Genomic DNA, 13,242 nt, shown 5'->3' with positions numbered 1-13,242 from the left:
GGCCCTTCTCTTATCTTCCAGACAAATACTACTGATTACCACTATTGCCGCCCGTACGAGGGGCACCACCGCCCGAACCACCTGCGCCTGGTCCGCCGCGGCGTCCGCTGCGACGACGTCTGCCGCCGCCTGGCCGACGCTGTCCGCCGGGTCCGGCAGGAGCGCCTGCGGCTTGTCCGGCAGTTGCGGGAACAGCCTCGTCCGCTTGGTTGAAGTCAGGCTCCTCATCCAACTCGTCGCCGTCATCGTCAAAGTCGCCATCTTCAAGATCGGCGGCATTCTCCTCCGACGCTGCTGCACGAGGGTGAGCCTCGGCCGCACCATCGATGCCGACTTGTCCCGGCTCGGGCAGCCCCAGCTTGGCGCGCTGCTCACGCAGAACAGCCTTGCGCGAAAGCTTGATGCGGTTGCCTTCGATGGCGAGTACCTTCACCAGAATCTGGTCGCCCTCGCGGAGTTCATCCTTGACCTCCTTGACGCGATGCTCCGCGATCTCGGAGACGTGAAGCAGACCGTCGGTGCCGGGGAAGATCTCGACGAATGCGCCGAACTCGGCCAGCCGGACCACCTTACCGAGATAAGTTTTGCCAACCTCGGGCACTGCGGTGATGTCGCTGATCATCTGGATCGCGCGCGCCAGTCCATCGGCGTCGCTCGAAGCAACGTTGACTCGACCGGTGTCGTCCACATCGATCTTGACCCCAGTGGCCTCGACGATGCCGCGGATGACCTTGCCACCAGGTCCGATGAGATCGCGAATCTTGTCGGTCGGAATCTGGATGGTGTGAATGCGCGGAGCAAACTGCGACTTCTCTTCGCGCGCGCCGGCGATCACAGCATCCATCGTGTCCAACAAGGACAGACGGCCATGACGTGCCTGCTCAAGTGCCTCACGCATGATCTGCGGCGTGATGCCCATGATCTTGATGTCCATCTGGAGCGCGGTGATGCCTTTACGCGTACCGGCAACCTTGAAGTCCATGTCGCCGTAGTGGTCTTCAGCACCGGCGATATCGGTCAGGATGGCGTAGTTATCGCCGTCTTTGACGAGTCCCATCGCAACGCCCGCAACCGATCCCTTGATGGGAATACCAGCCTGCATCAGCGCAAGCGATGCGCCGCAAACCGTCGCCATCGAAGAGGAACCGTTCGACTCAAGAATGTCGGAGACGACGCGCAACGTATATGGCGATTCGTCTTCGCCCGGCAGAACAGCTTCGATGGCACGGAACGCAAGCGCGCCGTGACCAATCTCGCGGCGTCCGACGCCGGTCATACGACCAACTTCGCCGACGGAGAACGGCGGGAAGTTATAGTGCAGCATGAAGCGACGCTTCTGCTCGCCTTCGTAGCTCTCCATGCGCTGCGCATCGTCGGTCGTGCCGAGTGTCGCGCTGACAAGGGCCTGGGTCTCTCCGCGAGTAAACAGAGCGGAGCCGTGGACGCGGGGCAGCACTCCAACCTCAATTGTGACCTGGCGAATCTGATCGAAAGCGCGGTGATCGGGGCGGATACGCTCCTTCAGCACCTGCTCGCGGAAGATGTTTTCGCGGAGCAGCTCATAGTACTTGCTGAGCTTCTTCGCAGCCACGGCATCGCCTTCGGGGAGGTCGCGCTTGAGCTCGTCCTTGATCTCCTTGACCAGCGCGTAGCTTTCGAACTTCGGATGCTTCTGGGTGTCGAGCGCGTCCTTCAACTTCGCGCCAATCTTTGCAGTCAGGCCGTTGAGATATTCGTGATCGATCTCGACCGCAGTGACGAGACGCTTGGTCTTGCCTGCGCGGCTGACCAGATCTTCAATCGCTGCACAGATCTTCTTGATCTCGACATGAGCGAACTCGATGGCGCCGACAACCGATTCCTCCGAGGTCTCCTTTGACCCGGACTCGACCATCACGATGCCGTCTTTGGTGCCGACAACCATAATGTTCAGCGTGCTCTTGGCGCGCTCCGCATAGGTGGGGTTGACGATGTACTGTCCATCGATGTGGCCGATGCGTACCGCACCTACAGGACCGTGAAAGGGGATATCCGAAAGGGCGAGCGCGCAGCTTGCGCCATTGATACCGAGCACGTCGGGATCGTTTTCCTTGTCCGCGGAGTAGACGAAGGCAACAACCTGGGTCTCGTTGCGGAAGGCCTCAGGGAACAGAGGACGGATAGGACGGTCGATCTGACGGCTGGTCAGAATCTCCTTCTCGCTGGGACGGCCTTCGCGTTTGATGAACCCGCCCGGGATGCGGCCACCCGCGTAGGTGAACTCGCGATACTCAACCGTGAGGGGGAAGAAGTCGATGCCTTCCTTGGGGTCGGGCGAGGCGACTGCAGTCGCCAGAATTACGTTGTCGCCGCTGGTGGTAAGCGCTGCGCCGGAGGCCTGCTTGGCCATGCGCCCTGTCTCAAATTTAATCTGCTTGCCGCCGGCAAGCTCAACTGTAACGTCCTGCTTCATGTTGCCCTCTTCTCTCGTTTATCTATCTATATATAAAGGAACTTGAGTTTATCTATCTATCAATAACTGTTGTATCGCGTCATCCTGTCGGGCGCGAAAAAGTGCAGCTCCGCTGAACCGGCTATCGAGCCGTCAGCAAGCTGCACCGTAATAGATCTTCCGCAAAGTTCAAGTGTCCGGCTCCGGAAAATGCCTGGACAGCACACCGCCCGCTCATCGTCAGCGACTTCAGCGACAAGGTCTTGCGTGACCTTGCACGAGAAGTTGCAGCCGAACGAGAGCGGGCCGTGCATGCTTCCATAGGATTGAACGGTGTCTCCGGAGACAATGCGCTACTTGCGGATTCCCAACTTATCGATTACCTCGCGATAGCGGTCGGCATCGCACTTCTTCAGGTAATCAAGCAAACCGCGGCGCTTGCTCACGAGCATGAGAAGCCCGCGGCGCGATCCGTGGTCCTTCTTGTGGGTCTTGAAATGCTCCGTCAACTCGCCGATGCGCTCACTTAAAATCGCGATCTGAACTTCGGGACTCCCGGTATCTGAGTCGTGTGTACGGAACTTCGCAATAATGTCTGTCTTTTTAGCAGATGCCAGCACAGATGTCTTTTACTCCTAGTCTTCTAGTCCACTCTTAGTGTCTACGTTAGGATAGCACCGCTAGGGAAACCCAGCAATAAAAGCAGGAACTCTACGGCAATCCATATCGCAGTTATCATGATTTAGGGAGCCCATCGAGTCAAATCGCAGCGCTTACCGTCAGGAATAAACCTGCATGTTGTTCTCTTTCCTACACACTGCCCGACTCCGGTTCTTTTGCTCTATCGTTTGTCTTATCTTCGTGGTAACAGGTTTCAGCACCCACCTCTTCGCGCAGAGCGAACGCGGCGAGGTCCTCGGAGAGATCGTTGCCGGCGCCACCCCCTTGATGGTAAGTGGAACAGTGGAAGGCGAGAACGGACTATTTTTGAAACACTTCGAGACCGGAAGCGATGGCCGCTTCAATATCACCCATCTTCTGTTTGGCAACTACGCACTTAAGATCGACGCGACCGGCTTCACTCCCGTAGTACTACCGTTTCAGGTTCGATCAACATTGCCGTTGCGGATGACAGTTCGTCTGGATGTCGCTCCCGTGCAAGAGAGCATCACTGTTTCGTCCACAGCAAATATGCTGGATGGAATTCAGGCGAGTTCCGCGGTTGCCATCGGACAGGACCAGATTGCCGCCAAACTCCCGTCGCAGCCCGGCAGAGGCTTCCTTGACGTCATTGCGGACCAGCCGGGATGGATCTTTGAAGCCAATGGCGTGCTGCATCCCCGAGGCTCGGAGTATCAGACCCAACTGGTGATCAATGGAGTGCCGAGGACAGAGAACCTTTCGCCCGCCTTCGCCATGCCGATCCCGGCCAACCAGGTGGACTCCGCGCAGGTGCGTACGGCAGGAATTCCCGCGGAGTATGGGCGCAGCCTCGGCGGGGTCATCGACATCACAACCGCGCCGGGAGCGGCGCGGGGATGGCATGGCAATCTTGCGATCTCCGGAGGCAGCTTTGCTACGGCAACCGGCGATGTCGACGTAAGCTATGGCACGGCACGGCAGCAATTGGCGGTCTTCGCCCAGGGCTATCGCACCGACCGTTATCTCGATCCACCTGTGCTCGAAAACTTCGGCAATCACGCGAACGCCCAAAATTCACGGGTCGACGAAGAGATCACACTCTCGCAAAGCGATACGCTTCATCTGGATTTTTCGCAGGCCTCTCTGCGCGCCAGTGTTCCCAACGAAGCGGTGCAGGAGCAAGCCGGTCAGCGGCAGGCGCGCGACAGCAGCCAATATGGCGGCAGCGCTTCCTGGCAGCATACGGTGTCGCCTGACCTGCTGCTGACCGCCGCCGGAAGCGCTCTCGACACCGATGCCAGTTTGCAATCCAATACTCAGTCCACTCCGATCATCGTGAATCAGCAGCGCGGCTTCCGCCAGGGCTGGGCGCGTTTCGATGTCGCCGGACATCACGGCAACCACAATTGGAAAGTCGGCGCGGATTCCATACTCCGCCATGTGCAGGAGCGCCTCAATTACACCATCACCGACCCTGCTTATTTCGATCCGGGAACGCAGCAGCAACTCAATTTTCAGGCGCAGCACTGGGACTCTGAGCCCGCCGCTTTTCTTGAAGACAACGTGTACTTCGGCAACTGGAATGTCGCAGCCGGCCTGCGCTATGACAACTATTCCTTTGTAGTTCACGACGATGCGTGGAGTCCACGGGTTGCCGTCTCTCGCTTCTTCCCTGTGGCCCATCTCACGCTGCATGCTTCTTATGACCGCGTCTTTCAATTTCCGGCCGTCGAGAATCTATTGCTTGCCAGTTCGTCCGCACTCGATTCAGTCAGCAGCTTCGTCAAGCGACTCCCTGTCGAACCCAGTCGCGCCCATTACTTTGAGGTCGGGTTCTCGAATACGGTGGCAGATAAACTCACCATCACGGCAAACATCTTCCTGCGCGACGTTCAAAACTATGCGGATGACGATACGCTCCTCAACACTGGGGTTTCTTTTCCCATTACAACCAGAAGTGCACGCATCCATGGCGAAGAGATCACTCTCAGTGTTCCGGATTCGCACCACTTGACGGCACAGCTGAGCTACTCGAATCAGAACGGCACGGCCGCCGGTCCTATTACAGGCGGCCTTCTGCTCGGCGATGAAGGAGTGGGCGAACTTGCCGATACGTCCCGCTTTCCCATCTCCCAGGACCAGCGCAATACGCTTCGCGCACAGGTCCGCTGGACTCCCCTGCCCCGTCTGTGGGCAGGCGCACACGCGCAATACAACAGCGGGCTTCCAGTGGAGCTTGATTCGGACACCGATCAGGACCAGTTAAGAAAGGCGTACGGCGACCAGATCGTGGATGCCGTCAACTTTGACCGAGGTCGGGTGCGCCCCTCTTCCTCGATCGATCTGTCCGGCGGAATCCATCTGCTGCGCCGCGGAGACCGCGATATGCAGATGGAGTTCCACGTCGATAATCTCGGCAATCGCGTGAATGTGATCAATTTCGCCAGCCTTTTCTCCGGGACAGCAGTAGGTGTACCGCGTAGCTATCAGGCTCGTCTGAGCTTTGCATTCTAGGTTTTCCCGCAATCGTGCAATCCGTACCAGCGTAGGCACTCATTTCCACGTCAGCGGCCCGTAAACTGGCAGGATGGACAAGTTTGTTGTACGCGGCGGAAATCCGCTTCTCGGCACGATCAAAGTTTCCGGAGCCAAGAACTCCGCACTTCCCTGCATGGCCGCCGCCATTCTTACCGAGGATGAGGTCATCCTCGAAAACATCCCGCAGGTCCGCGACATTGAGACCGAGCGCAAGCTGCTGGCCAGCATGGGCGCTGAGGTCGAACTGGGTTACGGGCGCGCCCAACACCGCACACATATTCGCTGCGCTGTGCTTTCGGACCCGGTCGCGAAGTATGAGATCGTCAAGACCATGCGTGCAAGTTCGCTTGTGCTTGGCCCACTCATCGCACGCACTGGAGTCGCCCGAGTTGCCATGCCGGGAGGCTGCGCCATCGGTGGCCGTCCTATCGACTTGCATATCAAAGGTCTTGAGGCGATGGGCGCAACGATCACCCAGGAACATGGTTATCTCGAAGCCCGCACCGACAGGCTGAAGGGTGCACATATTGTCTTCGACAAGATCACTGTTACCGGTACGGAAGACCTGCTGATGGCTGCCACGCTCGCCGAGGGAGAGAGCCTCTTCGAGAACTGTGCCTGTGAACCCGAAGTTACTGATCTGGCGGCGCTTCTAGTTGCGATGGGAGCAAAGATCGAAGGAGCGGGAACATCCACGATCCGCGTGCACGGCGTCACTAAACTTCATGGGGCGCGGCATCGCATCAACCCTGACCGGATCGAAGCCGGGACCTTTCTTGTTGCCGGAGCAATTACCGGCGGCGACCTGAATGTCGATTGCTGCGAGCCTGCTCATCTGAGCGCCTTGATTAATAAGCTGGAGCAGTGCGGTGTTCGGATCGATGTGGGCACCGATCATATTCGCGTTCGCAGCGGCGGCGATCTGAAGGCGGCGGATATTTCGACAGAAGAGTATCCAGGATTCCCTACAGACATGCAGGCGCAGTATATGGCGCTGGCAACGCAGGCTGAGGGTACGACCGTGGTTACGGAGAACATCTTCGAGAACCGCTTCATGCATGTGCAGGAGTTGAACCGCATGGGCGCGAACATCACCGTACAGGGGCGGACAGCCACGGTACGGGGCAAGACGCCGCTGCAGTCGGCTGCCGTGATGTGCTCGGACCTGAGGGCCTCGGCTTCGCTGGTGCTGGCGGCGCTGGTAGCAGACGGAGAGACGATTCTGGACCGGGTTTACCACATGGACCGGGGCTACGAACGACTGGAGGAGAAGCTGCGCGGAGTTGGAGCGCAGATCCGCCGCATGGGGGATGTCTTCGGTAAGAGATGATTCGAATTTTCTGCGGGATCTTTAAGTTCTGGCGTTCGCGGCCGAAAGGTGTACAAAGGTTGCACACCTCGCAATAAAGTTCCCTTGGAGAACCATGACAGGAAAGAAGAAAATATCCGAGGCCGGCAAGCCGGTAACGCTGAAGATCCTTGCCGAGTATCTGGACCTCTCTCCGGCGACGGTCTCCATCGTGCTGAACGATTCCCCGGTGGCAAAATCGATCTCCGCCGCGACCAAGGAACGCGTCCATGCGGCGGCGAAGAAGTTCGAGTACCGTCCTAATCTCCATGCACGCATGTTGCGGACGCGGGTCACCAATACCGTTGGCGTGATTGTGCCGGAGGTTAGCGAAGGGTACTTCACCGGTGTCATGCTCGGCGTCGAACAATACTTGCTGCAAGAGGGCTTCCTCTACTTCACCGTCAGCCATCTGGGACGGCCCGACCTGATCGAGGAGTATCCGCAACTACTGATGAATCGCGCTGTCGATGGCTTTCTGATGGTGAACACGGAACTCCGGCATAAGGTGCCGCTACCGGTGGTGGGCATCTCGTCGCACAGCAAGACGCCCGGCTTGACCAACGTTGTGCTCGACCATAACCGCGCGGCGAAGATGGCGTTGCGCCATCTATACGATCTGGGGCACCGCCGCATCGCCTTCATGAAGGGGTCGAAGTACGTCAGCGATACGGCGGCGCGCTGGGAGGCGATTTGCAGCATCGCGCAGGAAATCGGCATTACCATCCGCCCGGAGCTATGCATTCACCTTGAAAAGAATTCGTGGTCGCCTGAGCTGGGTTATCCGCCGGTGCGCGAGCTGCTCGCCCGCACACGAGACTTTACCGCCATCTTCTGCTTCAACGATACGGCGGCAATTGGAGCTATTCGCGCTATCGAGGATGTGGGGCTGAGTTGCCCGCGTGATATCTCCGTCATTGGCTTCGACGATATTATCGTCGCCGAATACTACAATCCCCGGCTGACTACGATCCGCCAGCCGCTTCACAAGATGGGCTGGACAGCGGCTCAACTGCTGGTCAATCGAATTCAGTCGCCGGACGAACCCTATCCTGATGCCGTATGGTTCGAGCCTGAACTGGTAGTGCGGGAATCCACGGCCGGAATTCGCGAAGATCGTCCTGCGAAGGCGCATAAATCCAAACATTAGCCGCGTTCGCCGGTGAGAATTCCGCGCGTAGCTCGATGAGCCATCTCAAATAAGCTAGAACAAATGCGAGGATAGTTCGCTTCGTCAGGGTGACAGCGTATAGCTATTTCGTCCAAGATGACGACGTGAGAGCAATGAATTGTCAGACACTACCTCATCTATAACAGACGCTTCGAGAACACGGGCAGGTGCCTTCCGCGCATTGGGGCCGGTATTTTTCTACTTCTTCGTAGCCGGCGTTGCGACGGTGATGCTGGGGCCTCTGCTCCCTGCCCTGATTGCGCGATGGGATATTAAGGACGCCCAGGCCGGCACATTGTTTATGGCGACCTTCGCAGGCCAGCTTTGTGGAGCGTGGTTTGCCACGCGCAATCTGCGGGCCAGCATGCTGTACGGTGCGTGCATGAGCGCGGTGGGGTGCGCCTTAATGGCGTGGACCGATTTCAGCGCCGCCCATATAGCATTGTTCTGCGTCGGGCTGGGACTCGGCGCAGGACTGACCGCTGGAAATGTAATCTCGGGCATCGCCATCCCTTCAGCACGGACACGCCTGATTGCGCTGCTGAATGTCGCGTGGGGAGCGGGAGCAATCAGTTGTTCGCTGCTGGTGAGAGCATGCGGTCCGAACAGAGTGAGACTCTTCTTTTTTGTGCTCTCCGGATGTCTTGCTCTTGCGGCTGCCTTTGCGATCGTTCTGCCTCACGATGTAAAGGTGGTGCCCCCTGCAACAGAGTCGCCGGCGGAAGCGAAGATAAAGAGGCAGATGCCGTTGCCGCTGCTCCCGCTCCTGATGTTTTCTGCCGCAATGCTCCTATATGTAGGAATCGAAAATGCGTTAGGAGGCTGGCTGCCAAGCTACGGCGTGCGCACGAGCCAGGCGCTGCTGGCCTCGTCAATCGCGCTCTATTTCTGGGTGGCGGAGATGACGGGACGGATGCTATTGGCTGCGCTGACGAGCCTGTTTGGCGAAGCGTCGCTCTACCGATGCAGCGTCGTGCTGCTCATCCTGACGGAGGGCGCGCTGATCGTCGCGAAACACCTTAGTGCTGGCGGAGTCGTGACACTCACGGTTCTGAGCGGACTTGCGCTTGCTCCAATCTACCCCCTGATTCTTTCGTTCTTTCTTGCACGGACGGGAAACCATCCGCGGCTTGGCCGGGTCTTTGCCGCAGCTTCAATTGGAGGAGCGACGCTGCCGTGGCTGACCGGTGTGGTCTCTACACAATTCCATGGACTGCGCGCCGGGCTTGCCGTCCCGGCTACAGGTGCGGTCCTGCTATTGCTACTCTCTACCAGCATTACAAACAGACCAATAGATACAACGACGTGCGAAGCCCGCTCCTCTGCAGAGGCAACCGGATAACGCTGCGATGCACCCTATTGAATGCGACCTGTAAGGTGTGGATCGCGAACGGAACATTCCATTACGGGATGGCTATTCGAACCCCTGTTCAGGAGCTAAAACCATGAAAATTAGTTGTCAGATGAATAACCGCCTCATACGCGCCAGTCTCGCGCTGTTTGCAGGTGCGGCGTTTCTCAGCAGCGCCTCAGCGATCGCACAGATGCCTCCCGGCGGCGCGCAACAATCCTCTCCAAGCCAGCAGACGACTCCGATGCCGCAACCCGGAGCGCAACCGGGAGCGTCTCCCATGGACCAGCCCTCCAGCAACCAGGACCCGAATGGTCCAGCCATGATGATGGACAAGGCATTCGTCCGCAAGGCACTGGAAGGCGGCATGGCTGAAGTTCAGATGGGGCAACTCGCCGCGCAAAAGAGCAACAATCCCGATGTAAAGCAATTTGGACAGAAGATGGTCGATGACCATACGAAGCTTGGTGACGAGATGAAACAGGTGGCGCAGCAGATGAACATCAAACCGCCTGACTCGTTGTCGTCCAAAGATAAATCGACCGTCGCCAAGCTCAGTGCGCTGAATGGCGATGCGTTCGACAAGGCCTACATCCAGAACATGGTGAAAGACCATAAACAGGATGAAAAGGAATTCAAACAGGAGGCGATAAACACCTCCAACCCTGCGCTGAAAGAGGTTGTTTCGCAGGGTGAGCAAGTCATCGGCCAGCACCTGCACATGATCGAGCAGATCGCCCAGAAGAATAAGGTGTCATCAAAATAACAAGGTCACGAATCTAGTATCAGGCAGGATGGGCGCTCCTTCGAGAGCGTCCTTCCTGTTGTTCGGCAGATGCTGGGAGCGCGTTGCAATTAGTATGGATGCGTCGCTTAATTGGCATTGCTGGCGCGCATCCGCTGTGCGGCAGGACGCCCTTGGAGAATCCCACAGATGATACTGCCGACCCGCAAACTTCTTCCGCTCGCCTTTGTAAGCCTTTTCATTTTTTTTGCATTGCGCTCGCCCGCGCAGGCACAACAGCAACCTGAGGCACAGCCGCCTATCTATCTTGGCACCGCGTGGTATCCCGAGCAGTGGCCCGAGTCGCGCTGGGATGCTGATCTTACCCTGATGCAGCAGGCCGGAATTCGCTTCGTTCGCATCACGGAGTTTGCTTGGTCATCAATCGAGCCGACCGAGGGCGTATATAAATTTGACTGGGTGGACCATGCTATCGCCGATGCAGCGAAGCATCACATCTACGTTGTTCTGGGAACGCCGACGGCTGCTCCTCCAGCGTGGCTGACGCAGAAGTATCCGGAGACGCTGCGCATCAAGGAAGATGGCCGCCGCGATGAGCATGGAAATCGCGAGCAGTTCAACTGGGCTAATCCGAAGTACCGTGAGCTTTGCCGTGGCATTGCGGAGAAGATGGCCGAGCGCTATGGGCATAACCCCAATGTGATTGGCTGGCAGATCGACAATGAATACGCTGCCGAATCGTACGGGCCGGACGTGCAGAAGCAGTTTCAGGACTGGCTGAAGGCACACTATAAGACGCTCGATAATCTGAATGAACGCTGGACGACGGCCTACTGGAGCGAGACATACACGGACTGGTCGCAGATTCCAATTGAAGAGAAGGCTGGCAATCCGGGGCTGCTGCTGAGCTGGAAGCGGTTCGTCTCGGATACCTACCGGAGCTACCAGAAGAACCAGCTCGATGTGATTCGCGCCAACAGCGACCGGCGGCAGTTCATCACAACGAACATGATGGGGTGGTTCGACGGCTACGATCACTACACCGTTTCTCAGGACCTTGACCTTGCTTCGTGGGACGACTATGTTGGCCGCGGCCATCTCGATCCGTACCGCAATGGAGCGGCGCATGACCTGACGCGGGGATTTCTGCGAAAGAACTTCTGGGTGATGGAGACGCAGCCGGGATTTGTTAATTGGGCTCCGGTAAATACGGTGCTCGATAAAGGCGAAGTGCGGGCGATGGCATGGCACGATGTCGGCCATGGCGCGGATGCGGTGAGCTACTGGCAGTGGCGCTCCGACCTGAATGGGCAGGAAGAGCTGCATGGCACGCTTATCGGAGCCGATGGAACGCCGGTTCCCGTCTACTCCGAAGTTGCACAGATTGGGAAAGAGTTTGCCAAAGCTGGTTCGGCCCTGGCGGGAACGAGCGTCCACTCACAGGTCGCGATTCTGCACTCGTACGACAGCCGGTGGGCCATTAACTGGCAACGGCACAACCAGGCTTTCGATCCCGTGACGCAGATTGTGAGCTACTACAAGCCGCTGCGGGAAGTCGCTCAGTCAATCGATATTGTGCCTCCAACCACACCGCTCGACGGCTACAAGCTCGTGGTTGCGCCGGGCCTTGAGGTGATATCGGAGGCCGAGGCCGAAAACCTCATCGCCTACGTGAAGAATGGCGGACACCTTGTCCTGGGACAGCGCACTGGGATGAAGAACGAAGACAATGGGCTGTGGCCGGAACGCGAACCTGGTCCGCTGGCCGAACTGCTCGGAGGAAGGGTCGATCAGTTCTATGCCATCGACGACAAGCCCGAGGATACGGTTCCCGTTACCGGAATATGGGGCGATACCACTTCGAAGATCTGGGCGGAGCAGCTTAGCACCTCAGCCCCGGATACGAAGGTGCTGATGCGCTATGGCAGGAGCAATGGCTGGCTGGATGGGCAGCCCGCTGTGATTACCCGCAAGGTTGGTAAAGGGCAGATCACTTACATTGGCGCATGGATGGATGATGCAACTATGTTGAGAGCTGCCAAGTGGATGGCCGAAACCAGCGGTGTGACCGCGGCGTTAGGGCCGGTGCCCATGGGCGTCGATGTCTATCCGCGCGAGGGAGAGGGCAAAAAGGTCTTCATCCTCGTCAACTTCAATAAAGCACCACAGACCGTCACCTTGCCATCGGCGATGCGAAGCGTTCTCGATGACAAGGAAGTCCGCACCGTATCGCTCCCCCACTACGGAGTGGCAGTCCTGCAGGCAAAGTAAATTAAGGTCACAGATGGCAAAGAGGAGCCGGGCCGATTGTGCCCGGCTCTCTTCTTGCCTACTTACCGATCCGTACAGACCTGGGTTTGGGGCGGTAAGTAAGGTGAAAAATTTTGGGCCCGGAGTATCTACTTCGATTTTGCTACAGTGAACTGGTCCCGGAGTTGGATGAAGCCAATGACGACTACTGCACACATGGATGGGATGAACAACAGGTACATAAAGCCTCCTTTTATGGACATGCGATGTAAAGCGAATTACCTGCCATGACTATCGCGGAGGTCAGCGAGTACTCCGATCACCCCGATACACACAGCCTTTGCTGCAACCAGCTACCACCAGACCAACTGAATATTTTTTGCTTTAGGAAGCGATGTCTTCGCCGCCGCAGTTGCCGCCGCTAATGGATACAAGGGTGCCCGCCACTGCAGAAACCGAGAGTGTGGCAAGGCAGATCACTGATAAAAGAAGTGCAGTCTTACGTTTCATTGCGAGGTTCTCCCGGGCTCGCCCAAAGGGCAAACCGGTAAAAAACTATTGTTGTGATCGTTTGCGCCTTAGATGCAAGCGAATCGATCGCAGTTGGTATCGTTACGAGAAGTTAGATAGCAAGCGGCGTGCCAAATGAAGATGCCGAAGAATTTACCTGTTTATGGGGTTTTTATAGTGCAAGGGCGACAGAGTTTTATGCAAATAGGAAAAACTTTTCCTGCAAAGGATTGCGAAGGGCAAACTTTTACAGAAA

The 13,242-nt window shown here is 57.4% G+C and carries 9 protein-coding genes; 6 read left to right on the top strand and 3 right to left on the bottom strand.

The features are described from left to right. Positions 1–28: 28 nt before the first annotated feature. Positions 29–2,452: a polyribonucleotide nucleotidyltransferase gene (gene pnp, locus P4G45_RS05430; RefSeq protein ID WP_348268659.1), complete on the bottom strand. Its 2,424-nt coding sequence runs from the start codon at positions 2,450–2,452 to the stop codon at positions 29–31. A gap of 332 nt (positions 2,453–2,784) precedes the next feature. Then, entirely contained in the window at positions 2,785–3,051 is a 267-nt protein-coding gene (gene rpsO, locus P4G45_RS05425) for a 30S ribosomal protein S15 (RefSeq protein WP_348268658.1), read from the bottom strand. A 241-nt stretch (positions 3,052–3,292) separates the two neighbouring features. Between rpsO and P4G45_RS05420 the strand changes: the two genes are divergently transcribed. From P4G45_RS05420 to P4G45_RS05395, 6 genes are all read left to right on the top strand, one after another. After that, positions 3,293–5,587 (top strand): TonB-dependent receptor, encoded by a 2,295-nt coding sequence (locus tag P4G45_RS05420; protein ID WP_348268657.1) that lies wholly within the window; start codon positions 3,293–3,295, stop codon positions 5,585–5,587. Positions 5,588–5,660: 73 nt separating this feature from the next. Then, on the top strand, positions 5,661–6,941 hold the full coding sequence (gene murA, locus P4G45_RS05415) for a UDP-N-acetylglucosamine 1-carboxyvinyltransferase (RefSeq protein WP_348268656.1): 1,281 nt from the start codon (positions 5,661–5,663) through the stop codon (positions 6,939–6,941). 94 nt (positions 6,942–7,035) lie between these two features. After that, the gene (locus tag P4G45_RS05410) at positions 7,036–8,109 is read left to right on the top strand and encodes a LacI family DNA-binding transcriptional regulator (protein ID WP_348268655.1); all 1,074 of its coding nucleotides are present in this window, start codon (positions 7,036–7,038) and stop codon (positions 8,107–8,109) included. Between the two features lie 139 nt (positions 8,110–8,248). Next, positions 8,249–9,472, top strand: coding sequence for an MFS transporter (locus tag P4G45_RS05405; RefSeq protein ID WP_348268654.1), 1,224 nt, complete (start codon positions 8,249–8,251; stop codon positions 9,470–9,472). A gap of 103 nt (positions 9,473–9,575) precedes the next feature. Then, on the top strand, positions 9,576–10,247 hold the full coding sequence (locus P4G45_RS05400; RefSeq protein WP_348268653.1) for a DUF4142 domain-containing protein: 672 nt from the start codon (positions 9,576–9,578) through the stop codon (positions 10,245–10,247). A 168-nt stretch (positions 10,248–10,415) separates the two neighbouring features. Then, on the top strand, positions 10,416–12,497 hold the full coding sequence (locus tag P4G45_RS05395; RefSeq protein WP_348268652.1) for a beta-galactosidase: 2,082 nt from the start codon (positions 10,416–10,418) through the stop codon (positions 12,495–12,497). Positions 12,498–12,860: 363 nt separating this feature from the next. On the opposite strand, the gene P4G45_RS05390 is transcribed toward P4G45_RS05395, so the two are convergent. After that, positions 12,861–12,986 (bottom strand): hypothetical protein, encoded by a 126-nt coding sequence (locus tag P4G45_RS05390; protein WP_348268651.1) that lies wholly within the window; start codon positions 12,984–12,986, stop codon positions 12,861–12,863. Positions 12,987–13,242 lie beyond the last annotated feature (256 nt).

It is taken from the genome of Edaphobacter paludis, from assembly GCF_039993895.1.
Lineage (GTDB): Bacteria > Acidobacteriota > Terriglobia > Terriglobales > Acidobacteriaceae > Edaphobacter > Edaphobacter paludis.
The sequence above is the reverse complement of the archived record's forward strand: the minus strand, read 5'-3'. Positions and strand labels throughout refer to the sequence as shown.